Here is a 21889-nt window from a genome sequence, read left to right as displayed (position 1 = left end):
ATTCTTACGGCTAGAGTGCCAGGCGGTTGATCATCGGCTGGGTGATGAGGCAGATGCCTTTCGCAGAACGCGTGAAGCGGGCGGCGTCCAGCTCGGGATCCTCGCCGACCACCAGCCCTTCCGGGATGCGCACCCGGCTGTCGATCACCACGTTGCGAAGCCTGGCGCCGCGGGCGACGTCGACGTAGGGCAGGATCACGGCGTTGTCGATCTTGCCGTACGAATGGACATGAACGCCGGTGAACAGCAGCGAGCGCCGCAGGTGGCTGCCGCTGATGATGCAGCCGCCCGAGACCAGGCTGTCGGTGGCCTGCCCGCGCCGGTCATCGTCGTCATGCACGAACTTGGCCGGCGGCACGACTTCGCCGTAGGTCCAGATCGGCCAGTCATGGTCATACAGGTCGAGTGCCGGCAGCGGGTCGCAGAGATCGATGTTGGCCTGCCAGTACGCATCGATCGTGCCGGCATCGCGCCAGTAGGGCTCCGCCTCCGACGTCGCGGTGACGCAGGAGGTCGAGAACCGGTGCGCAACCGCTTTGCCGTGCTTGACGATGTACGGAATGATGTCCTTGCCGAAATCGTGCTCGCTGTCCCCTGACGCAGCGTCGCGGCGCAACTGGTCGAACAGGAAGGTCGAGTTGAACACGTAGATGCCCATGCTCGCCAGCGCGAGGTCCGGCTGGTCCGGCATGCCCGGCGGGTCGCGCGGTTTCTCCAGGAAGGAAATGATCCGGTCCTCGGTGTCGATATGCATGACGCCGAAGGCACTCGCCTCCTCGCGCGGCACCTCGACGCAGCCCACGGTGACGTCCGCGTTCGAGGACACGTGCTGCTGCAGCATGAGCTCGTAGTCCTGCTTGTACACATGGTCGCCGGCCAGGATGACCATGAAGCGCGGCGCATAGCTCTCGATGATGTCGAGGTTCTGGTACACCGCGTCGGCGGTGCCGGCATACCACGCATGCTCCGAGACGCGCTGGCTCGCCGGGAGGATGTCGAAGCTCTCGTTGCGCTCGGGACGGAAGAAATTCCAGCCCCGCTGCAGGTGCCGGATCAGCGAGTGGGCCTTGTACTGGGTCGCCACGCCGATCCGGCGGATGCCCGAGTTCAGCGCATTGGACAGCGCGAAGTCGATGATGCGCATCTTGCCGCCGAAATAGACGGCGGGCTTGGCGCGTCGGTCGGTGAGCTCAAGCAGCCGGCTGCCGCGACCGCCGGCCAGGACATAGGCCATCGCGCTGCGGGACAAGGCGGCGTTGTTCTGTGTCGGATTGATCATGGGCGTCCCCCGGGTTGAACTTCTTGTTCTTGTCGCCAGGCTGCTCTTGGAGATAGTCGGGCCGGCGCCGGGTGGGCAGGCGCGGGTCTGGTAGCCTATCGGCCCGGAGCGCTTGTGAAGCGCTTGCGGACCGATGACTACAACCCGCCTTGTAGCCTCAGGGTTGCAAGACCGGAACCCGCCAGATCGACTCCGCATATTCGCGGATCGATCGGTCCGACGAGAACCAGCCGAGCCGGGCGGTGTTGAGCATCGCCATCCGCCACCAAAGCTGCGGGTCCAGCCAGGCTGCGTCCACCCGCGCCTGGGCCGCCACGTAGCTGTCGAAGTCGGCCGCCAGCATGAAGCGGTCGTAGGACTGGGTGCCGTCGATCAGGTTGCGGTAGCGGTGCGGTTCATCCGGGCTGAAGGCCCCCGACGCGATCATCTCGAACACCTGCGACAGCACCGGGTTGGCCCGCACGGCGTGGTGGCTGTCCAGGCCGAGGGCCGACTGCGCCGCCACCTCGGATGCGGTCAGGCCGAAGATGAAGATGTTCTCAGGCCCGACGAAGTCGCGGATCTCGATATTGGCGCCGTCCAGGGTGCCGATGGTCAGCGCGCCGTTCAGCGCCAGCTTCATGTTGCCGGTGCCGGACGCCTCCATCCCGGCGGTCGAGATCTGCTCGGACAGGTCGGCCGCCGGCACGATCTGCTCGGCCAGGCTGACATTGTAGTTCGGCATGTAGACGATCTTCAGCCGGTCGCCGACCACCGGGTCGTTGTTGACCATCTGGGCCACGTCATGCACCAGCCGGATGATCTCCTTGGCGCGGACATAGCCCGGTGCCGCCTTGCCGGCGAACAGCTTGACCCGCGGCACCCATTGACGCCCCGGATCGGCCAGGATCGCCCGGTAGTGCGCCACCGCCTGCACGATGTTGAGCAGCTGGCGCTTGTATTCGTGGATGCGCTTGACCTGCACATCAAGCAGGCTGGCCGGATCGACCACCACGCCGGTGCGGTCCTTGATGATCACCGCCAGCCGCTGCTTGCAGGCCAGCCGCTCGGCGGCGAACGCCGCCTGCAGCGCCGGCTTGTCGGCATAGGCGGCGAGCTTCTCCAGCTGCACCGGATCGGCCAGGAAGCCGTCGCCCAGCGTCTCCACCAGCAGCCGGGTCAGGCCCGGATTGGCGCGATGCAGCCAGCGCCGGAAGGTGATGCCGTTGGTCTTGTTGCTGATCCGCCCCGGATAGATCTGGTCCATGCCCTTGAACAGCCGGCTGCGCACCAGGTCCGAATGCAGCGCCGAGACGCCGTTGATGGCGTGGCAGCCAAGGAAGCTCAGATGGCCCATGCGGACCCGGCGGCCATGCAGCTCGTCGACCAGGGACAGCTCCGCCAGCACCCGATGGTCGGCACCCTTGTCGCGGGCGGCCTGCATGTGGCGCATGTTGATCAGGAAGATCAGCTGCATGTGGCGCGGCAGCAGCCGCTCCATCAGCGCCACCGGCCAGGTCTCCAGCGCCTCCGGCAGCAGGGTGTGGTTGGTGTAGCTGAAGGTCTCGTTGGTGATCGTCCAGGCCCGGTCCCAGGCGATGCGATGCACATCGACCAGCAGCCGCATCATCTCGATGATGGCGATCGCCGGGTGGGTGTCGTTGAGCTGGATCGCCGCCTTGTCGGGCAGCGTCTCGAGCGAGCCGAACTCCGCCAGGTGGCGGCCGAGCAGGTCCTGCAGCGAGGCGGAGGCGAAGAAATACTCCTGGCGCAGGCGCAGCTCCTGGCCGGCCGAGCTTTCGTCGCCGGGATACAGCACGCGGCTGATCGCCTCGGTCTTCACCCGCTCACGCAGGGCGCCGACATGGTCGCCGCGGTTGAAGGTGTCGAGCTGCAACGGCTCGGCGGCGCGCGCCGCCCAGAGCCGCAGCGTGTTGGTATGCTGGCCACCGGCGCCCACCACCGGGGTATCGTAGGCGAAGGCATGGATCGTCTCGTCCGGCACCCAGCCATGCGGACCGGTCGGATCTGGCTCGCCGACCACGGTGCCGCCGAAGCCGACCGGATAGAAAGTGTCCGCCCGGGCGAACTCCCACGGGTTGCCGTGCGCCAGCCAGGTCTCGGGAAGCTCGCGCTGCAGGCCCTTCTCGATCACCTGCCGGAACAGGCCGTGCTCGTAGCGGATGCCGTACCCGTAGGCGGGTATCTTGAGCGTCGACATGCTCTCCATGAAGCAGGCCGCCAGTCGCCCGAGACCGCCATTGCCGAGTGCGGCGTCGGGCTCCTCCACCACGATGTCGTCGAGGTCCACGCCGCATTGCAGCAGCGCCTCGCGCACCTGGCCGGTGAGGCCGAGATTGCCGATGGTGTCCATCAGGACACGGCCGATCAGGAATTCCAGCGAGAGATAATACACCCGCTTGCCGCCGGCGGCGGGCGCCCCCCGCTCGGTGAACCAGCTGCTGGTAGCGGTATCACGCACGGCATAGGCGGTGGCTACGAACCAGTCGCGTGGGCTGGCCGTGCGCGGCTCGCGGCCGACCTGGTAGATCAGCTTGCCCAGGATACGAAGTCGCATGGCTTCCACGCTGCCATCGAGCGGCGGCAGGCTGCCACCCTCCGGCTGCTCGTGCTTCGCTTTCCAAGCCAGATCATGCAAATCCATATACTCTTTCCCAAGCCAGGGCGCGGTTGCTTGCTGCATCGGCCAGAACGGGTACCATCCGACAACTCAAAGCCTGTTGCAGGGATAGAAAGACAGGTCCCGGCGGCTCGATTGATCTCAAAATAACGAATTCGTCACCGTAACCATTATTGTATCGTTGTTATAGAAGCGGCTGACGTATAGTAGAAGAGGTCCTCGCTCCCGGCGCAAGCAGAGCGAAAGACACGGCAAGCAGGGCGCTATTTAGGGCCTGGGCGCCATCCGGTCCATCACTTTCAATCCAGGTCCTTCGACGGCCGAAGCCAGTTGCGTGCAGACAACACCAATATGTCGGCTTCAAGGCACCCGTGCGACGGCGATGATCCGCAAGACTGTCCTGGACGGTTCAGTGCCGCCCCGCGGCTGACAGCTGGCGGGCGACGCTGTCGGGGCGGAACGGGGTGGCGCGCAGGCGAGTGCCGGTGGCTCGGGCGATCGCATTCCCCAAGGCCGCCGCGACCGGGTTGAAGGGGCTTTCGCTCATCGATTTCGCGCCGAACGGACCCAGACGGTCGAACGTGTCGGCAAACAGCACCTCGGTGCGCGGGATGTCCGCTGATCTTGGGACGTGGTAATCCCTGAAGCTCGGGTTGGCGATGGCTCCCGCGGCGTCGATCACCAGCCGCTCGGTCAGCGCCGCGCCGATCGCCTGCGCCACCCCGCCCTCGATCTGCCCGATGCATTGCGAGGGGTTGATCACGCGCCCCGCATCGGCTGCATGGACGCTCTGCAGGATCAGCACGGCCCCGGTGACACGATTGACCGCGACCCGGAAGCCCTGCGCGTTGAACGCCACCGAACGCGGCGAGCCGGTGGTTTCGCCACGGGCCTGCAGCCGGACCCCGCGCTCGCCGGCACGCGCCGCGATCGCGTCGTATCCGGCCGCGCGCACGCCATGCCTTACCGCCCCGTCGCGCAGCACGCACGCCGCGAGGGGAACATCCAGCAGGTCGGCGCCGATCTCCAGCAACCGTTCGCGCAACGCTGTGCAGGCGCGCACGGTCGCAAGGCCCGCGACCACCGTGCCGGTGCTGCCGAACGCTCCGGTGTCGTAGCCGAGTTGCGCGGTATCGGACTGCGACAGCCGGATGCGGTCGGCCGGCAATGCCAGGATCCCGGATGCGAACTGCACATGCACCGTGCTGGTGCCGTTACCGAATTCGGCAGTGCCCACACGAAGAATCACGCACCCGTCCGCATCGATCGCCGCCTGGGCCTGCGACAGATGGCCGCGCGGCGGAATGGTGTCGATCATGCCGAGCGCGATCCCGACGCCGACCTGCCACTCCTCGCCGTCGGGCGGCAGGCGACCCGCGCCGCGGGCCAATGCGTCACGCACCAGGGAAAGGCATTGATCCAGACCGTAGCTACCATATTCGACATCGTGCGCCGCCGCGTCGAACGACACCATCGCATCGCCGGGCCGGACCATGTTGCGTTCCCGCACCGCGATCGGATCGAGACCGAGCGCCTCGGACAGCTCATCCATGGCAGACTCGACGGCGTAGTTGGTCTGGCTGAGACCGTAGCCGCGGAACGCCCCGGCCGGAGGCGTGTTGGTATAGACGGCAACGCCATCGATCCATTTGTTCGCGCAGCGATAGACGCCGACGCTTTCGCCGGACCCGTGGAACAGGACGCCCGCCGCGTGATTGCCGTAGGCGCCGCTATCCGACAGGACGTCCATCGCGATCGCCGTCAAGGTGCCGTCGCGGCGCGCACCGAGTTGCACCCGCACCCGCATCGCATGCCGGCCGGAGGCGCCGATGAAGGCTTCCTCGCGGGTGAATTCGATGCCGACCGGCCGCCCGAGCCGGAGCGCCGCATAGGCGACGATATCCTCGACCAGCATTTCCTGCTTGCCGCCGAAGCCGCCGCCGACACGCTCGCACAGCACCCGCACCTGGGCGCGCGGCAAGCCCAGCAGCGTGCACAAGGCGTCGCGCACCAGGAACGGCACCTGGGTGCTCGATCGCACCGTCAGCACGCCCGCCTCACTCTGCCAGGCGATCGCGGCATGGGTTTCCAGATGCGCGTGCTGCAGCCGCTGCGAACGATAGGTGACGTCCACGGTGACGTCGGCCGCCGCCAGTCCCGCAGCCAGGTCGCCGACACCGCCATGCAGCTCGGCCACGATGTTGCGCGCGGCATCGGCGATGCGCGAGTGGGGCGCCTTGGCGTGGATGACGGGGGCACCGGGCCGATGCGCCTGCTCGGCATCGAGCACCGCCGGCAACACCGCGTATCGGACGGACAGCAGGCTGCACGCCCGCACCGCGGCCTGCTCGGTGTCCGCAACCACCGCGGCGACACGCTGGCCGATGAAGCGCATGACGTCGTCCAGCATGCGGGTATCGTCGGGGTCGTCGTGCGGGTTCTCGTGGCGTGCCGTCGAGAACAGCGTCGCGGGCACGTCCTCGTGCGTCAGGATGAGCCGCACGCCCGGCACCAGGAGCGCCTTGTTACGGTCGATATGCAGGATGCGGGCATGCGCGTGCGGCGAACGCAGCAGCCGGCAATGCAGCATCGGCCCCGGCGGCGAAGTTTCGTCGTGGCCGGCAGCCCCCCACGGCGTTGCCGACGCTGTCTTGATATCCATCGTGTAGCGGGCCTGTCCGGTCACCACCGCCAGCGCCGCGGGTGCCGCCGCATTGCGCCCCCATGCGGGCGCATCCGGCGCGCAGGCCGGATCGATGTTGGCGACGCCCTGCAGCGCGTCGTCGATGCTGCGATAGCCGGTGCAGCGGCAGATATTGCCCTTCAGCGCCTGCCCGGGATCGCTGCGCTGAGCCAGGTCCAGGCTGGCCGCCGTCAGGATCATGCCGGGCGTGCAGAAGCCGCACTGGAAGGCCCCCGCGGCCAGGAAGTCGCGCTGCATCGGATGCAGGCCGTCCGGGCCCGCCAAGCCTTCGGACGCCAGCCCCTCGATGGTAGTGACGCGGCACCCCTCGACCCGGAAGGCCGGGAACACGCAGGAATGCACCGGCTCACCGTCCAGCAGCACCGTGCAGGCGCCGCAATCGCCCGCGTCGCAACCCTTCTTCACGCCCTGGCAGCCAAGCGTGCGCAGCAGCGTGCGCAGGCACTGGCCGCTGGCAGGCTCGCAGCGGCGGGGTTCGCCGTTCAGCACCAGCCTCAAGCGGCCAACTCCCGGCGTATCGCTTCGGCCAGCCGCAGCGTCATCAGCCGCTTCCAGTCGGCCGCGCCATGCAGGTCGTCATGCAGGCGGTCGGGGTCCAGCATCCCGGACAGCGCCGCCTGCAAGCCGTCCGCATCCGGCAGCGACGGGAAATCGAGCCGCAGTGGCCGCCGCACCGAGGCGGTGACGGTGAGGCTCATGCTGCCCTCCGCTGCATCCAGCGTCCCGATCAGCAGCGCCGCCGACCGGCCATGGCAGGTCAGCGACGCCTGCCGGAGCACCGCGCGCCGGCGCAACGCGGCAGCGGGCAGGTGCACCGCGCGCAGGATCTCGCCGGCCCGCAGGGCTGTCTCGCCGGCTCCGGTGATGAAGTCGCGCGCCTGCAGGCGCCGCTCCCCGCCGCCCGGCATCCAGATCACGCAGACGCCCTGGAGCGCGACCGCGAGCGCCGCCATCGGCGCCGCCGGCAGCGCCAGGCACAGATTGCCGCCGACGGTGGCGACGTTGCGTATCTTGAACGATCCCCACAGGGCATTGCAGCACGGCCCGAACAGGGCGGCGGCCGCCCACTCGGCGCGAGGCTCGAAGGTCTCGAGTTCAGCAAGGCGGCACGTCGCGCCGATCTCGAGCCCTTCTGCACCAGCGGAAAGCGACGTCCAGCCGAGCGACGGCAGGTCCACCAGCCGGCGCAGACCAGGCTGCGGCTCGGAGAACAGCCAAGTACCGCCTGCGAGGAACGCATCCCCCGGCTGCGGGTCCGGCAGTGCTGCACGCCGGCCCGGCCGCACGAGGACATCAACGAAATGCAGGTCCAGCGCGGGCTCCTCTGCTTCAGGCCGACCAAAGGTTGCAAGAAAAGCGCCAGCGCGGCCAGTCAGCCCAGCGTGAGGCCGTAGCGCGTATAGCCGTCCGCGCCTTCGCCGAGCCGGATGACCCCGGAATGCTCGCCGAGATGCTTCGCCGTGTCGGCATTGCCGTTGAACGCCAGCACGACCGGCCGCGGCAACGGCGCGAACCGCCAAACCGCCTCGGCCGCCGGCGTGATCGATTTGTGCGCCAGCACGTAGCGCACGATCACGTCCCGGTTGAGGTCGGGCGCCGCCAGCACGATCCGGTCGGCGCCGGTGCCCGGGAAGCCGCCGCCACCATCGGCGCGGTAGTTGTTGGTGACGACGATGAACTCCTGCGCCGGATCGACCGGTCGGCCGCCACGCCGCAGGTCGATGATGCGATGCGCGTTTGGCCGGGCAACCCTGTCGTCGGGCCCGTAGCGCTCCGGCGGCGTTAGGTCGACGGCGTAGGTCACCCCCGAGATGACGTCGAACATGTAGCTCGGCACCCTGGCTGACACCAGCTCCTGCGGCCCGCTCGCTTGCGGATCGATCCGGTTGAAGATCGCCGCCGATCGCTCCAGCCATTCGCGCAACTCCGCGCCACTGCAGCGTACCGCGCAGACCGTGTTGGCAAACATATAGAGGCTGGCGATGTCCTTCATGTCGAGCGGTCCCGCCGCGATATCGACGAAGGAGTTCGGTCCCGTGCCACCCGCCTTGAACGGCGCCGCCGCGGACAGCACCGGCAGATGGTTGTATGGTGTTGCGGCGAGCAGCGGGCGCGCGTACCAGAGCTGCGCCGCGTTCACCAGAGACAGCGACGGATCGCTGCCGATCAGCGAGAAGAAGGTGTTGATCGGACGTGTCGTGTTGCCGACCGGCTGCTCCATCCAGCGCAGCGTTGCCTGGTGTTCCACCGCCACGGCAGCAAGCAGGCGCGGGTCGGCGGCGGCGAGCGAGATCGCCTCGCGTCCCTCGCGACGGTAGATCGGCCGAGGCTCCACTTTGAATCCGGCAACGCTCCAGGCCCCGGCTGCATTCTTTTCCAGGGTCAGGTCGATGATCCCGAGATGGCTGCCCCAGAACCCCGGCATCACCGCGGGCTTGCCGGCGAGGGTGCCACGCACCGCGTCCACGCCATCGATATCGGCATAGTCGGGACCGGGGAAAACCCGATGCTGGTGGCCGGTGAAGATCACGTCGATCCCAGGCACGGCGGCGAGATGCAGCGACGCGTTCTCCTCGCCGCCCTGGCGCGCGCCGGCGGCGATGCCGGCATGGCAGAGCGCCACCACGACATCGGCCTGCCGGCGCAGCTCCGGAACATGGCGCCGCGCCGCATCGACGATATCGACTGTGCGAATACGGCCCTCGAGCTTCGCCCTGTCCCACACCATGATCTGCGGGGTCACGAAGCCGATCACCCCGATGCGGAGCGTTTGCGGTTGACCGGCCTCGTCGATGTACCGGCGGGTCAGCACCATCGTCGGCGGCGCGAACGGCTTGCCGTCGACGGTCTCGATGTTGGCGCATACGAACCCGAACCGAGCGGTCCGCAGCGCGGCATGCAGGAAGTCGAGCCCGTAGTTGAATTCGTGGTTGCCGAAGGTGGCGGCGTCGTAGCCCAGCAGGTTCATCGCCCGGAACATCGGATGGCCGTCCCCAGGCTTGAGATTTCCGGGCCTGAGATGACCGGGCAGCGCCATGTAGTCGCCGAGCGGATTGCCCTGGATGATGTCGCCGTTGTCGAACAGCAGGCTGTGGCGGACCTCGGCGCGTGCCGCGGTGATCAGCGTCGAGACTTTCGCGAGCCCGACCGTGTTGTCCTGCCGCGACGCGTAGTAGTCGTAGTCATAGACGAACATGTGCAGGTCGGAGGTTTCCAGCAGCCGCAGCTTCACGGTGGCCACCGGCGCCGCGGCCGCCGCCGGCAGCCCGTGCAAGGCCGCGAGGCCTCCCACGCCCGCCACCACGGCTCGCCTGGAAATCGCTCCGTCCAAGATTCTGCCTCCGAGTGTCCTGCGGACTTCTGGTTCGGGACACTAGAGCTAGATGCGCGCCTCGGCAAAGATGCGGGATGCGTCACCGTTCCAGGCGCCATGATAGCGCGCCAGCCAGTGCTCCGCCTGGTTCGGCGCGCCGGCGACGATCGCGCGCAGCGGCTCGAGGAAGCGGCCTTCGTCGGCTCCCGATGCGCCGCCGCCGGACAGGTTCCGCGCGCGCAGCCCGTCGGCGGCGATGGCGACCATCTCGCCGGCGAGATCGCGCACGGTGCCGCGGCCCCAGCGCGCCGACAGGCCCTCGCGCGGCACCAAGGCGCGCAGCGACACGTAGTCCGTCCAGTCATGCCGGCGCACCAGCGCATGCGCCGCCGCCAGTGCCGCATCGTCATAGAGCAGCCCAACCCAGAGCGCGCTCTGGGCCAGCATCATGGCCGGGCTGCCGGCATCCGAGCCGCGCATTTCGAGGAACCGCTTCAGCCGCACGTCGGTGAACACCGTGGTGAGGTGGTCGTCGAAATCCCCCAGCGTCGGCGCGACCCCCGCGAGTCTCGGCTCGCGCCCGGCGAGCCAGCCCCGGAACGACGCGCCGGCGACATCGCGCAGCGCGCCGTCGCGGCTGACGAAATACATCGGCACATCGAGCACCCAGTCGACGAAGCGCTCGAAGCCGAAGCCGGGCTTGAAGAACGGCGCCGGCATGCCCGAACGCGCGTTGTCGGTGTCGGTCCAGATATGCGCCCGGGTGGACATGAAGCCGCTCGGGACTCCCTCGCGAAACGGCGAGTTCGCGAACAGGGCGGTGGCCACCGGCTGCAGCGCCAATGCGACCTGCAGCTTGCGTCGCATGTCCGCTTCCGAGCCATAATCGAGGTTCACCTGCACGGTGCAGGTGCGCTGCATCATGTCCAGGCCGAGGCTGCCGACCTCGGCCATGTAGCGGCGCATGATCGCGTAGCGGGTCTTCGGCATCCAGGGCATCTGCGCGCGGCTCGCGGTCGGGTGGAACCCGAGCGGCGCGAAGCCCAGCCTCGTGCCGGAGCGGTCCACCGCCCGGTGCAACTCCTCGAAGTGCCCGTGCATCTCGGCCGCTGTCTGGTGCAGGCTGGCCAGGGGCGCTCCGGACAGCTCGAACTGCCCCGCCGGCTCCAGCGAGATCGAGGCGCCCTCATGGGCCTCCAGCCCCTTGAGGCCGATCAGGTGGCCGTTATCGGCGATCGGCTCCCACGGCAGCGACCGGTCCGCGGCGAACGCCTCCAGCAGCGCCTCGATGCCGTCAGGTGCATAGGGCGGCGGCGTCAGGTCGCCGGTCCGGAAACCGAACTTCTCGTGCTCGGTGCCGATCCGCCACTGCGCGCGCGGCTTGCACCCCTCGGCCAGGTGGTCGGCAAGCTGCGCGAGCAGTCCGGGCCCTGGCTCGATCGGGGTTGCATCCTGGTCACCGGGGTTCGACATCGGGCTCCGCTTGCATCAGCCGGCTGGCAGATAAGAAGGCTTGGTCGCGTCTCATAGCGATGCAGCGCCCTCGGGCACCAGCCCCCATCGTTCGCGGACGCCCTGCAGGCACGCCAGGCCGGCCGCAGCGGCGGTCTCGGCGCGCAGAATGCGAGACCCGAGCGACAGCCCGACCACGAAGCGGCGCGAGCGCAGCAAGTCCAGCTCGTGCGGACTGAACCCGCCCTCCGGACCGACCAGCAGCCCGGCACCGGGTTGCGCCGGGGACGGGCCGGAGGCAGATCGCTCGATCGCGGCCCACAGGGTCTGCTCCGAGGGCCAGCCGCCCAGCAGGTCCGCCAGGCGCACCGGCTCGCCGATATCGGGCATGGTCAGCCGTTCGCATTGTTCGGCAGCCTCCATGGCAATGGCGCGCAGCCGGTCCAGGTTGACGCGGGATGCATTGGTGCGCTCGGTCAGCACCGGCCGGATCGAGCGAACGCCGAGTTCCGTCGCCATGCGCACCACGAGGTCGGTCGCATCCCGCTTCAGCGGCGCGAACAGCAGGGCCGGACCGTCCTCGGCGACCGGCGCCCGCACGCGCCGCAGCAGCCTGAAGGCACCGCGGCCACGCTTGTGCAGATGCTCGATGGCGGCATCCCACTCGCCGTCGCGGCCGTTGAACAGCCGCACCCCGTCGCCCGGACCACGCCGCAGCACGACGCCGAGATAGTGCGCCTGGTCCTCGCGCATCGGCACATTTGCGCCATCCCGCAGCAGGGCCGCATCCGGATCGACATGCAGCCTTGGCTGGTCCTGCATCCTATCGCTCCTCGTGCTGGTTGACCGCCGCAAGCCTGCCGCAGCATTGGAGGCGGCGCGCAGCCATACCGGCCCGCGCGAGACAGGGAAACCAGGCGTGCCGATGGCGCACACCGACATCGTATCGGGCGGATGGGTCGGCCGGTTGCCGCCGAGGCTGCGCGCCTACGCGCTGCTGGCCCGACTGGACCGGCCGATCGGCACCTGGCTGCTGTTCCTGCCGGGCCTGTGGGGCATCCTGCTGCCGAACGGCGTGGCGCCTGCGGCCCGGCTGCGGCTGATCCTGCTGTTCGGCATCGGCAGCCTGGTGATGCGGTCCGCCGGCTGCGTCGTCAACGACATGTGGGACCGCGACATCGACCGCCAGGTGGCCCGCACGGCCGGCCGGCCGCTGGCGTCCGGCGCGCTGGGCATGCCGGAAGCGGCGGCGTTCCTGGGCCTGCTGCTACTGGCCGGGCTCACGGTGCTGCTCTGCCTGCGTCCGCTCTGCTGGGCACTCGGCATCGGCTCCCTGCTGCTGGTGGCGCTGTATCCGCTGGCGAAAAGGATCACCTGGTGGCCGCAGCTCATGATGGGCCTCACCTTCGGCTTCGGCGCCCCGATGGGCTACGCGGCAGCGACCGGCCGGATCGATGCCGGCTTTGTCCTGATCTACGCCGCCGCCATCCTGTGGGACCTCGGCTTCGACACCATCTACGGTTTCCAGGACATGCGCGACGACGCGGTGGTGGGGGTGAAATCCACCTCCCGCCTGATGGCGAACCTGCCGCGACGCTTCGTCGGCAGCTGCTATGGCCTGGCGATGCTGTGCCTGGCCGGCGCCGGGTTCGTCGCGCACCTGTCCTGGCTGTTCTGGACCCTGCTGCTGCTGCCGGCGGGTCTGCTGGCGCAGCAGGTCGCGCAGCTCGACAAGGATGATGCGCCGGCCTGCCTGCGGCAGTTCCGCGCCAACCGCGAGGTCGGTCTCGCCGCCGGGCTGGCGCTGCTGCTGGGACATCTGAAGTAGTGGAAGCGGACGCCCGCTTCATCGCCGAGCATACCGAAGTCGCCACCGCGCCGCTGGTCCCGGAGATCCGGCTGCATCTTGCCACCGAGATCACGCCGATCTGGCAGGCGTCGGAGGACTGGGTGGCGCAGCACGACATGGAACCGCCGTTCTGGGCGTTCGCCTGGCCCGGCGGGCAGGCGATCGCCAGGCATGTGCTCGACCATCCGGCGCTGGTCGCCGGCCGGCGCGTGCTGGATTTCGCGGCCGGTGGCGGGATCGCCGCGATCGCCTGCGTCATGGCGGGTGCGGCAAGCGTCGAGGCCGCCGAAATCGACCGGCTCGCGCTGGCCGCCATCCGGGCCAACGCCACGATCAACCAAGTAAATGTGGGCGCTCTCGCGCTCGACGTGGTGGATGGCCCGGTCCGCTGGGACCTGATCCTGTGCGGCGACGTCTGCTACGAAGCGCCGATGACCCGCCACATCCTGCCCTGGCTGCAACATTGCGCCAGAACCGCCGAGGTGCTGGTCGCCGACCCCGGCCGCGCCTACCTGCCAACGCGCGGTCTAAGCGAGATCGCCCGCTACGAGGTCCCGACCTCCCTGGAGCTGGAGGACCGTACCATGCGAACCACAACACTTTACAGCTTGCTTGCCTAGATCGACCCCAGAGGCTGCTTGCAAACGCCCGATGCTGGATAAGAGCGGTCCGCAGGACCGCGGCCGGCGTGACTTTCCGAGCACCGCAGCGCAGCGGCCTCCTTGGCCGTGAGCAGCGGAGCGCAGGAAAGCCGCGTCGGATCGCCAGCAGCAGGCCTTTGCAAGCAGCCGCCTCTAGATGAACAGGTCCCGGCGCTGCTCCATCTCCCGCCCGCAGGCAATCACCTGGGCGACGAGCAGCAGCGACAGGCCGATGATGACCGCCGCGATCTCGTCGACACGGAACCAGTTGCCGCCCGGCGACAGCCCGGCGCGATGCAGCATCAGGTCGACCAGGATCGGTGCGGCGGCATAGGCGAGCAGCCACAGGCCGGTGCGGCTGATCTGGGTCACGTTGTCCGGCTCGAACACGATCCCGGCGGCATAGAGCCGGAACAGGCCGCGCAGGTGTGCCAGCACCATCAAGGCGGGCGCGGACAGCAGCACGAGCCCGACCGCGAGCATGTCACGTTGCATCGGCAGCAGCGCCCGTAGCGGCTGGGTGCCGGGCAACTGGCAGGCGCGCTCACCCAGGCACAGGCCGGTCGGCGCCAGGCTGACGAAGCGGCCGTCATAGAGCAGCGCCGCACCGACCAGCATGACCAGCGCGAAGCTGAGGATGGTGAGCAGCACCGAGAAGCCGGCGGCAAGCAGGCTGGCCCGGGTGCGGACCGCGCCATGCAGGCGCGGCAGCGGCGGCAACCGGGCGGTCGTTCGCATTGGACGCGGCGGGAACGTGACGATGTCGGCCATGATCGGTCACCGTTGGGCGAGGGTAAGCGCAGGTGGCGGGCGGGTGCGCGAGCCGGGAGGCGCGCGCGCGAATCGGTCAATGCTACAGCGGATCACTCGTCGGATGTTGAGCGATCGAGGCGTCCCCTGACGTGCGGCAGGCTGATATCGGAGGCGGAGCCGGCCCGCACATGAGCGTCCCCGATGACGGCTTGCACCGCGAGGTCGCCCGAGCCCCGCATCTCGGCTTCGAGACGGCCGATGCTGCCGGACGCGATCGAGATGTCTCCCGACCCCGCGCTGCTGAGATGCACGTCGCCGGCCCCGATATCCGCGATTGCCACGTCGCCGGATCCGGCGGCCTCGATCCCGGCCGAGCCGTCGAGATGCGATATGGCCACGTCGCCACCGCCATGCATGACGAGCGAAAGCGCGCCGATATGCGCGTCCGGCCCGAAATGCAGGTCGCCGTCGCCATCGAGAGAGATTTCGGCGTGGTCGATGTGGCCGCCATTGATGGTGGCATCGCCGCCGCCGCGCAGCACCAGATGCAGGCCGTCATCGACATGCCCCACGACGAGGCTGCCGCCGCCGCTCTTCTCCACGTCCAGGCCGCGTGCCGCATCGATCACCGCATCGCCGCCGCCGCGCTGCACCAGCCGCACCGGGCCGGAGAAGCCCCCGGTGCGCAGGCTGGTGCCGCCGTTCAGGGTCAGGAACAGAGCGGTGGACGGCGATGCCTGCACCACCACATCGGTGCCGCCATGCCGGCAGGTGCCCCCGAGCGTCACCCTGCCGCCGTCCTGGTCGCCGCCGCGCAACTCGAGGCCCGCCTCCTGCACCGGCGAGCCGTCGAGGGTGGACGCGTAGATGCGGTCGCCGAGATCGGATTTCGGCACCACCGCGATGCTCTGCGCGCAGGGCAGATCGATCGCCAGCTTGTGGCCGGTGGCACTCAGCGCCGAGGCGTCGCGGCGACCGTCGGGCAGAGGGGCGCCCTGCACCATCCAGGCCAGCCGCGCCATGTCCGGGATCTGCTGCAGGGCGACGTGGATCTGGTTGGCGTCGTCGCTGCTGATGGTGAAGCTGGGCAGCGCGATGTGGAAGTCGCTGCTCTCGCCGGACTGGCCGCCGGAGTGGCTCGACCGGCCGGAGACCAGGACCAGCGGCACCACGACCGTGCCGAGCAGCAGCCAGACCGCGCGGCGGCGGCGCATGCGTATGTCGGCGGCGCGCGAGGGATCGGTGATCGGGAACATCGGGAGCGCCCGCCTACTCGCCCATGCGGCGGAAATCGCGATGCAACTCGAAATCCTTCGACGTCACGAACGCCTCGATCTGCTTGAGGCGCGGCTCGATGCGCTCGAACCGGTGCGCCAGCAAGGCGAGGTTGGCTCCCATCGGGATCGCGGCGGCGCGCTCCTGCCGGCCGGCGCCGGATGCGGACATCAGGCCGGCAAAGGCCCGCTCACCGTTGGCGCGTCCGGAGCGCGCCGGCTGGACCGGGCGCCGCCGCAGCAGCAGCGACAAGGCGAGATAGGCGAGGCCGGTCGGCAGGACCAGGAACACCACGGCAACGAGGCGCAGCAGCGGCAGCGGCAGGTCGAGATCCTCGGCGAGCCCGGAACAGACGCCGCTGAACATGGCGCCGCGATCCTGGCGCCAGACCCGGAAATCCTGGTTCATCGGGACCGCTCCTACAGCGACATGCGGCTGCGCCAGCCGGCCAGCTCGGAATCGAGGATGCGCTCGAGGTTCTCGATGCGCTGCTCCATGCGCCGGGCGGCCTCGCCCATGTCGGCCAGCACCCGCTGCTCCTCCTGGCTGAGCCCCTGCAGGTTCATCTCGCGCATCCGGCGCTCATGCTTCATCCGGATGATGAAGAACACCAGCGCGAAGGGCGCGATCACCGCGATCAGGCCCGTGAGGTTCTCGATCATGAAATATCCCGGTTCACGATGGTCTGTTCGGCGCGGCAGGCGTCCTGTTCCAGGCGGTCATGCGCCGGTGGCGGGTGGATTGCCGCGGCGCTGCAGCTTGGCACGCAGGGCATCCAGCTCGCTCTCGACCTTGTCGTCGGTTTCCAGTCCGGTCAGCTCGTCCTCGAGCGACCGCCGTCCCAGATCATAGGACTCGACCCGGCCTTCGAGCACATCGAGATTGCGCTCCACCTGCTCGAAACGCGAGAACGCGTCGCCGATGCGCTCGTCATACAGCGTCTCGCGCAGCTTGACGCGCGACGAGGCCAGGCCGTGCCGGGAGACCAGCGCCTGCTCGCGCGACTTGGCGTCGGCAAGCTTGGCCTGCAGCTTGGCGATGTCCTCGTTCTGCTGCGCCAGCGCCGCCGCGATCTGCCCGCGTTGCTGGTCCAGGGCCTCGCGGGTCTTGGTGACGTGCGCGCGGGCCTGCAGCGCGCCGCGGGCGAGGTCGTCGCGTTCGCGCGACAGCGCCAGCTCGGCCTTGCGCTGCCATTCCGCCTCGTCGCGCGCCAGCATCTCCAGCCGGCGCTCGATCTCGCGTCGCTCGGCGATGGTCTGCACCGCGGAAGACCGCACCTCGACCAGCGTGTCCTCCATCTCCTGGATGATCAGCCGGATGATCTTCCGCGGATCTTCCGCATTCGCGAGGATCGCGTTGATGTTGGAGTTCACGATATCCGTCAACCGGGAGAAGATACTCATCCTGTGGGTCCTGCCATCGCGCTGGGAAAGCTTCGCGCACATTACACAGCATACGCCGTGCCACAGCCGGGCCTTCACGCAAGACATTGAAACAGCAGGGTATTTCTGCCACCGCTTGCCTCGCCGGGAACTGGCGGCAACACTGCGATCCCGCAGCTTTTGGCATGGAGAACCAAGTCTTGGCGCGTTCGGCCACGGCCTCGGAAGACAATGCGACACCGCTCGGCGAAGCGCCGCTGTTCCGCGACATGCTGGAGCATGTCTCGCAGGCAGCGCCGCTGAAGCGTCCGGTGCTGGTAATCGGCGAGCGTGGCACCGGCAAGGAACTGGTGGCAAGCCGCCTCGCCTTCCTCTCGCCGCGCTGGGACCGGCCTTTCATCAAGCTCAACTGTGCGGTGCTCGGGGACGCGCTGCTCGACAGCGAGTTGTTCGGGCACGAGGCCGGCGCCTTCACCGGGGCCAGCCGGCGGCGGCCGGGCCGGTTCGAGCTGGCCGATGGCGGCACGCTGTTCCTCGACGAGATCGCCACCGCATCGCCCGCGGTGCAGGAGAAGCTGCTGCGGGTGATCGAGTATGGCAGCTTCGAGCGCGTCGGCGGCAACGAGACCCAGCGGGTCGATGTGCGGGTCGTGGCGGCGACGCATGCCGACCTGCCGGCCCTGGCGCGCCAGGGCAAGTTCCGCTCCGACCTGCTCGACCGGCTCGCCTTCGACGTCATCGGCGTCCCGGCGCTGCGCGACCGCATCGAGGACATCCCGCTGCTGGCCGGCCACTTCGCCATACGCATGACGCGCGAGCTGGGCCGCGAGATGTTCGCAGGCTTCGCCGTGGCCGCCATGGCGGTGCTGCGGGCGCATGACTGGCCCGGCAACGTGCGCGAACTGCGCAATGTGGTCGAACGCAGCGTCTATCGGATGACCAATCCCGGCCGGCCGGTGGCGGAAATCGTGCTCGACCCGTTTCCCCGTCTCCCGGGCAGCCCGCCGCCGGAGGAGCAGCCGACGCCTGCGGCCGCATCCACCCCGCAGCCGACAAGCACCGCGATCGTCTCGGAGCCGTCGCTGCCGGTGGAGGGCGACTTCCTGACCAGGACCCGCGCCTTCGAGGCGGCGCTGCTGAAGCAGGCGCTGGAGACCGCCCGCTTCAACCAGCGCACCGCCTCACGCGCCCTCGGCCTGACCTACTACCAGTTCCGCCACCACCTGAAGACGCACGGGCTGCTCGGCCGCGCCGGCGACGAGGCCGACGAGCCGCCGAAAACCGGGACCGCCTGAGAGCCTGTTTGCAAACGCCTGCTGCTGGCGATCCGACACGGCTTTCCTGCGCTCCAGTGCTCACGGCCATTGAGGCCGCTCCGCTCCGGTGCTCGGAAAGCCACGACGGGCGCGGGCTTGCAGCCCGCTCTCATCCAGCATCAGGCGTTTTCAAACAGGCTCTGGGACAGGGATCAGCCGCAGACAAGGATCAGCCGCGCGTCGTGGCGCTCGCCGAGACGGTCCTCGGCGCAGCACTCCACTGCGACGGGAACAACTGCTGCAGCGCCTGCACCTTGGGCATGTCGTTCACCGCGATGTAGCCGGCGTCCGGGTTCAGCACGAGATAGTCCTGATGGTAGCCCTCGGCCGGAAAGAAGCCGCGCAGCGGATCGACGCGGGTCGCGATCGGGGCGCTGAACGCGTGCGCCTGGTCGAGCTGCGCGATGTAGGCCGTTGCGACATGCGCCTGCTCCGGGCCCGAGACCCAGATCTCGGAGCGATACTGGCTGCCTTCGTCGGGTCCCTGGCCATCGGTGCGGGTCGGGTCCAGCGCCACCGAGAAGAAGATGCGTAGGATCCCGCCAAGCGAGATCTTGCTGGGGTCGTAGGTGACCTTGACGGATTCCGCGTGGCCGGTGCTCCCGGTGCTGACGGTCTCGTACTGGGCGGTGGCGCCGGCGCCGCCGGTATAGCCGGAAAGCGCCTGGGTGACGCCCTTGACATGCTCGAACACGCCCTGCACGCCCCAGAAGCACCCGCCCGACAGCACGATGCTGTCCAGTGGCTGCGCGGTGCCGGCCAGCCTGGGCCCTGTGGCGGCCGGCTGGTCGATCGCCGGCGCCGGCACCAGATGCGGCGTCTCGTCGGCATGCAGCCTCGGCGCCGCGAAGATCAGCCCGGCCGGCAGCAGGGCCGCGAGCAGGCCAGCCTTGAGAGACGGCACCCTGAGGGTCAGCTTCATGTCTGCTTCTCCACGCCCTTCGCCTGCGGCGCCTGCCCAGACGGGACGAAACGTAGCGCCACGCCGTTCATGCAGTAGCGCAGCCCGGTCGGGCGCGGGCCGTCGTTGAACACGTGCCCGAGATGGCTGTCGCAACGCGCGCAGCGTATCTCGGTGCGCTGCATGCCCAGGCTGCCGTCGCTGACCTGCGCGACGCCGTGCGGCAGCGGCTCGAAGAAGGAAGGCCAGCCGGTGCCGCTGTCGAACTTGGTGCTGGCTGCGAACAGGTGGTTGTCGCAGGCGGCGCAATCATAGCGGCCGGCGGCGAACAGATGGTCCAGCGGGCTGCTGAACGGCATCTCGGTGCCCGCCTGGCGCAGCACGTCGTATTGCGCCGGGGTTAGCATGGTGCGCCACTGCGCGTCGGTGTGTGCGACAGCACCGTTGCCGGGCGCCGCCGCGTGCGCCGGCCAGGAGAGGCCGTAGGCTCCGGTAACGGCCCAGGCCACGCCGAGGCCGATACCGCCCGCAAGCAGGGATCTGCGTGATGTCATGCTCATCTTCCGATGGGTTTTCCCGGGATGTTCCGGATTACGTTCGACAGCCTCGGTCGGATGCTCGCCGTCCTGCCTGACTGTTCGCCGCCGCGAAGTCGGAAGTTACCAGCTCATGCGGAGAGTTTCAGCTATTTCCGACGCGCCCGCCGCCGTCTCCTGCGCTCAGGCGGGCTCGAAGCGGTAGGCGTCCAGCAGGGCGTGGATCTGCACCATGTCGCGGGCCGGCGGGCACCGGAACAGCGACAGGTCCTCGACCGTGGCGATCTCCTGCGCCACCTCGCGGATCGGGTGGTAGTGCGCGCGTGACGCGAAATCATGCACGAGCAGGAGCGCGTCGGGGCGGCAGCGCCGCAGCACCTGCATGGCGCAGGCAATCCGGAACCGCCCGTCGACCAGATAGAGATCCGCGCGCGCGGCACGCGGGTTGGCCCAGATGTCGCTGTGGTAGGCCGACCAGCGAGCGTGCGTGGTCGGATCGACCGGATAACCCCAGTTGCCGACGGCGCCGATGTCGACGCCGACCAGTTCGGGGACCACCGTGACACCAGCAGCGGGGCCACCAGCAGCGGGGCCACCAGCAGCGGGGCCACCAGCAGCGGGGGCGCCGGCAGCGGCGCAGGCCTCGCGCACCTGCTGCAGCCAGAACTCGGCGGAATCCACCGACAGGATCGAGCGTCCCACCAGCCCGGAGGCGAGGCACGTGCTGCCGCCGCTGCCGAACTCGACATAATCCTGCGAACAGCGCAGCAGGCCCTCGAACAGGGCAATCTCGGCCGTCGACATGCGCGGCTGCATCGCCGTCATCCTGGCGCCGTCTTGGCCGGAGCGGTTTCGCCCGGCGCCGTCTTGGCCGTCATCGTTTCAGGCAACACGCCCCCGAGCCTGCGCTGGAACAGCGACAGCATCCAGCCGGTGGCTTCACTGAACAAAGCCGGATCGTAGCGCGGCCCCTCGTCGCGCAGGAAGGCGTGCGCCGCATTGACCTCGTGCCATTCGTAGCTGGCGCCGACCTCCTCCAGCCGCGCCCGGATACGCTCGCGGCCGGCGAACGGCACATGCGGATCCTGCCGCCCCCAGACGAACAGCGTCTCGGCCCGAAGCTCGTCCATGCGCGACAGGCTGCCGTCGCGCCTGCCAGCCCCGAGCGAGCCCGAATGCCCGCCCGCGCCGAGCGAGCCCGAATGCCCGCCCGCGCCGAGCGAGCCCGAATGGATGTCGGTGGCGTAGAAGCAGGCCGCCGCCGCGACACGCGGATCGAGGGCCGCCCGGTAGGCGAGATGGCCGCCCAGGCAGACACCCGCACTGCCGAGCTGCCCGCTCGATTGCGGGTGCGACGCCAGGAAATCGAACCCGACCCTGGCATCCTCGTCGTAGGCTGCCACCGGCTTGGTGAATTTCAGGCTGTTGCCGCGGTCGGTGCCGGCCTGGTCATACGGCAGCACGGTCCCGGCGGGCTCATACTCGTGGTATATCTCCGGCACCCCGACAAGATAGCCATGGCCGGCGACCACGGCCGCGAGACGCCGGATCGGCGCGGTCACCTGGTAGATCTCGGAGAACAGCAGGATGCCGGGATAGCGGCCGGCCAGCGCGGGCCGAAAGACATGCAGCCGCATGGTGCCCGAGCTGGTCGCAAGATCGGCGGCCTCGTCGCTGCGGATGATCATGCCGATGCCTCATCATGCGTCGCCGTCTCGGCGGTCATGGTGGCACTGCCCCGCGCAGGGCGAAAGCTTTGCTTAACCGGGCGTGCCCCAGGAGACCGGTCGCGGATCGTGGCGGAGCGAAGGCCCTGCGGCTGTTTGCGATCCTCACCAGGTTCGCCAGCCCCGGCACCGCGCGTGAAC

At 69.0% G+C, this 21889-nt stretch carries 19 protein-coding genes; 3 read left to right on the top strand and 16 right to left on the bottom strand.

The window, feature by feature from the left end; translation table 11 throughout:
- Positions 1-10 precede the first annotated feature (10 nt).
- From glgC to ACQY4O_RS16305, 7 genes are all read right to left on the bottom strand, one after another.
- Complete coding sequence (gene glgC, locus ACQY4O_RS16335) at positions 11-1279, bottom strand: glucose-1-phosphate adenylyltransferase (protein ID WP_428377397.1); 1269 nt, start codon at positions 1277-1279, stop codon at positions 11-13.
- A gap of 157 nt (positions 1280-1436) precedes the next feature.
- Positions 1437-3923, bottom strand: coding sequence for a glycogen/starch/alpha-glucan phosphorylase (locus ACQY4O_RS16330; RefSeq protein ID WP_428377396.1), 2487 nt, complete (start codon positions 3921-3923; stop codon positions 1437-1439).
- A 385-nt stretch (positions 3924-4308) separates the two neighbouring features.
- Positions 4309-7092 (bottom strand): molybdopterin-dependent oxidoreductase, encoded by a 2784-nt coding sequence (locus ACQY4O_RS16325; protein ID WP_428378228.1) that lies wholly within the window; start codon positions 7090-7092, stop codon positions 4309-4311.
- A 5-nt stretch (positions 7093-7097) separates the two neighbouring features.
- Complete coding sequence (locus ACQY4O_RS16320; RefSeq protein ID WP_428377395.1) at positions 7098-7889, bottom strand: FAD binding domain-containing protein; 792 nt, start codon at positions 7887-7889, stop codon at positions 7098-7100.
- Between the two features lie 86 nt (positions 7890-7975).
- A complete protein-coding gene (locus tag ACQY4O_RS16315; RefSeq protein WP_428377394.1) occupies positions 7976-9934 on the bottom strand; it encodes a bifunctional 2',3'-cyclic-nucleotide 2'-phosphodiesterase/3'-nucleotidase in 1959 nt (652 codons plus the stop codon).
- A gap of 48 nt (positions 9935-9982) precedes the next feature.
- The gene (locus tag ACQY4O_RS16310) at positions 9983-11389 is read right to left on the bottom strand and encodes a glutamate--cysteine ligase (RefSeq protein ID WP_428377393.1); all 1407 of its coding nucleotides are present in this window, start codon (positions 11387-11389) and stop codon (positions 9983-9985) included.
- A gap of 51 nt (positions 11390-11440) precedes the next feature.
- Positions 11441-12190 carry a 16S rRNA (uracil(1498)-N(3))-methyltransferase gene (locus ACQY4O_RS16305; RefSeq protein WP_428377392.1) on the bottom strand — a complete coding sequence of 250 codons (750 nt, stop codon included), beginning with the start codon at positions 12188-12190 and terminating at the stop codon, positions 11441-11443.
- Positions 12191-12293: 103 nt separating this feature from the next.
- Here ACQY4O_RS16305 and ubiA point away from each other — a divergent pair, with 103 nt between their 5' ends.
- Together ubiA and ACQY4O_RS16295 are read left to right on the top strand one after the other, a co-directional pair.
- Positions 12294-13196, top strand: coding sequence for a 4-hydroxybenzoate octaprenyltransferase (gene ubiA / locus ACQY4O_RS16300; protein ID WP_428378227.1), 903 nt, complete (start codon positions 12294-12296; stop codon positions 13194-13196).
- Positions 13196-13837 carry a class I SAM-dependent methyltransferase gene (locus ACQY4O_RS16295; protein WP_428377391.1) on the top strand — a complete coding sequence of 214 codons (642 nt, stop codon included), beginning with the start codon at positions 13196-13198 and terminating at the stop codon, positions 13835-13837. Before ubiA ends, ACQY4O_RS16295 begins: the two co-directional genes overlap by 1 nt.
- Before the next feature lie 174 nt (positions 13838-14011).
- Here ACQY4O_RS16295 and ACQY4O_RS16290 read toward each other — a convergent pair whose 3' ends face one another.
- The 5 genes from ACQY4O_RS16290 to pspA all read right to left on the bottom strand — a co-directional run bounded on the left by ACQY4O_RS16290 (position 14012) and on the right by pspA (position 17289).
- The gene (locus ACQY4O_RS16290) at positions 14012-14629 is read right to left on the bottom strand and encodes a hypothetical protein (RefSeq protein WP_428377390.1); all 618 of its coding nucleotides are present in this window, start codon (positions 14627-14629) and stop codon (positions 14012-14014) included.
- Positions 14630-14721: 92 nt separating this feature from the next.
- Positions 14722-15867 carry a GIN domain-containing protein gene (locus ACQY4O_RS16285; protein WP_428377389.1) on the bottom strand — a complete coding sequence of 382 codons (1146 nt, stop codon included), beginning with the start codon at positions 15865-15867 and terminating at the stop codon, positions 14722-14724.
- Positions 15868-15880: 13 nt separating this feature from the next.
- Positions 15881-16294, bottom strand: a complete 414-nt coding sequence (locus ACQY4O_RS16280; protein ID WP_428377388.1) for a PspC domain-containing protein — start codon at positions 16292-16294, stop codon at positions 15881-15883.
- An 11-nt stretch (positions 16295-16305) separates the two neighbouring features.
- Complete coding sequence (gene pspB, locus ACQY4O_RS16275) at positions 16306-16548, bottom strand: envelope stress response membrane protein PspB (RefSeq protein WP_428377387.1); 243 nt, start codon at positions 16546-16548, stop codon at positions 16306-16308.
- A gap of 57 nt (positions 16549-16605) precedes the next feature.
- A complete protein-coding gene (gene pspA / locus ACQY4O_RS16270) occupies positions 16606-17289 on the bottom strand; it encodes a phage shock protein PspA (RefSeq protein WP_428377386.1) in 684 nt (227 codons plus the stop codon).
- 179 nt (positions 17290-17468) lie between these two features.
- Between pspA and pspF the strand changes: the two genes are divergently transcribed.
- On the top strand, positions 17469-18563 hold the full coding sequence (gene pspF, locus ACQY4O_RS16265; RefSeq protein ID WP_428377385.1) for a phage shock protein operon transcriptional activator: 1095 nt from the start codon (positions 17469-17471) through the stop codon (positions 18561-18563).
- A 190-nt stretch (positions 18564-18753) separates the two neighbouring features.
- Here pspF and msrA read toward each other — a convergent pair whose 3' ends face one another.
- The 4 genes from msrA to ACQY4O_RS16245 all read right to left on the bottom strand — a co-directional run bounded on the left by msrA (position 18754) and on the right by ACQY4O_RS16245 (position 21709).
- Positions 18754-19506, bottom strand: coding sequence for a peptide-methionine (S)-S-oxide reductase MsrA (msrA, locus tag ACQY4O_RS16260; protein WP_428377384.1), 753 nt, complete (start codon positions 19504-19506; stop codon positions 18754-18756).
- Entirely contained in the window at positions 19503-20039 is a 537-nt protein-coding gene (gene msrB, locus ACQY4O_RS16255; RefSeq protein WP_428377383.1) for a peptide-methionine (R)-S-oxide reductase MsrB, read from the bottom strand. Before msrB ends, msrA begins: the two co-directional genes overlap by 4 nt.
- A gap of 165 nt (positions 20040-20204) precedes the next feature.
- Positions 20205-20837: a hypothetical protein gene (locus tag ACQY4O_RS16250; protein ID WP_428377382.1), complete on the bottom strand. Its 633-nt coding sequence runs from the start codon at positions 20835-20837 to the stop codon at positions 20205-20207.
- Between the two features lie 5 nt (positions 20838-20842).
- Positions 20843-21709, bottom strand: a complete 867-nt coding sequence (locus ACQY4O_RS16245; protein WP_428377381.1) for a dienelactone hydrolase family protein — start codon at positions 21707-21709, stop codon at positions 20843-20845.
- Between the last annotated feature and the right edge of the window lie 180 nt (positions 21710-21889).

The sequence above is a fragment of the Lichenicoccus sp. genome (assembly GCF_965277665.1).
In the GTDB taxonomy this organism is placed as follows: domain Bacteria; phylum Pseudomonadota; class Alphaproteobacteria; order Acetobacterales; family Acetobacteraceae; genus Lichenicoccus.
Note: the sequence above shows the minus strand (reverse complement) of the source record. Positions and strands in the feature narration are given on the sequence as shown.

What these genes read in the sequence shown, in the direction of transcription:
- ACQY4O_RS16280 (WP_428377388.1), bottom strand. Translation starts at nt 16,294, where the DNA reads ATGAACCAGGATTTCCGGGTCTGGCGCCAGGATCGCGGCGCCATGTTC.
- ACQY4O_RS16250 (WP_428377382.1), bottom strand. Translation starts at nt 20,837, where the DNA reads ATGCAGCCGCGCATGTCGACGGCCGAGATTGCCCTGTTCGAGGGCCTG.
- ACQY4O_RS16290 (WP_428377390.1), bottom strand. Translation starts at nt 14,629, where the DNA reads ATGGCCGACATCGTCACGTTCCCGCCGCGTCCAATGCGAACGACCGCC.
- pspA (WP_428377386.1), bottom strand. Translation starts at nt 17,289, where the DNA reads ATGAGTATCTTCTCCCGGTTGACGGATATCGTGAACTCCAACATCAAC.
- ubiA (WP_428378227.1), top strand. Translation starts at nt 12,294, where the DNA reads ATGGCGCACACCGACATCGTATCGGGCGGATGGGTCGGCCGGTTGCCG.
- glgC (WP_428377397.1), bottom strand. Translation starts at nt 1,279, where the DNA reads ATGATCAATCCGACACAGAACAACGCCGCCTTGTCCCGCAGCGCGATG.
- ACQY4O_RS16330 (WP_428377396.1), bottom strand. Translation starts at nt 3,923, where the DNA reads ATGGATTTGCATGATCTGGCTTGGAAAGCGAAGCACGAGCAGCCGGAG.
- ACQY4O_RS16285 (WP_428377389.1), bottom strand. Translation starts at nt 15,867, where the DNA reads ATGTTCCCGATCACCGATCCCTCGCGCGCCGCCGACATACGCATGCGC.
- msrB (WP_428377383.1), bottom strand. Translation starts at nt 20,039, where the DNA reads ATGACATCACGCAGATCCCTGCTTGCGGGCGGTATCGGCCTCGGCGTG.
- ACQY4O_RS16245 (WP_428377381.1), bottom strand. Translation starts at nt 21,709, where the DNA reads ATGATCATCCGCAGCGACGAGGCCGCCGATCTTGCGACCAGCTCGGGC.
- ACQY4O_RS16305 (WP_428377392.1), bottom strand. Translation starts at nt 12,190, where the DNA reads ATGCAGGACCAGCCAAGGCTGCATGTCGATCCGGATGCGGCCCTGCTG.
- ACQY4O_RS16310 (WP_428377393.1), bottom strand. Translation starts at nt 11,389, where the DNA reads ATGTCGAACCCCGGTGACCAGGATGCAACCCCGATCGAGCCAGGGCCC.
- msrA (WP_428377384.1), bottom strand. Translation starts at nt 19,506, where the DNA reads ATGAAGCTGACCCTCAGGGTGCCGTCTCTCAAGGCTGGCCTGCTCGCG.
- pspB (WP_428377387.1), bottom strand. Translation starts at nt 16,548, where the DNA reads ATGATCGAGAACCTCACGGGCCTGATCGCGGTGATCGCGCCCTTCGCG.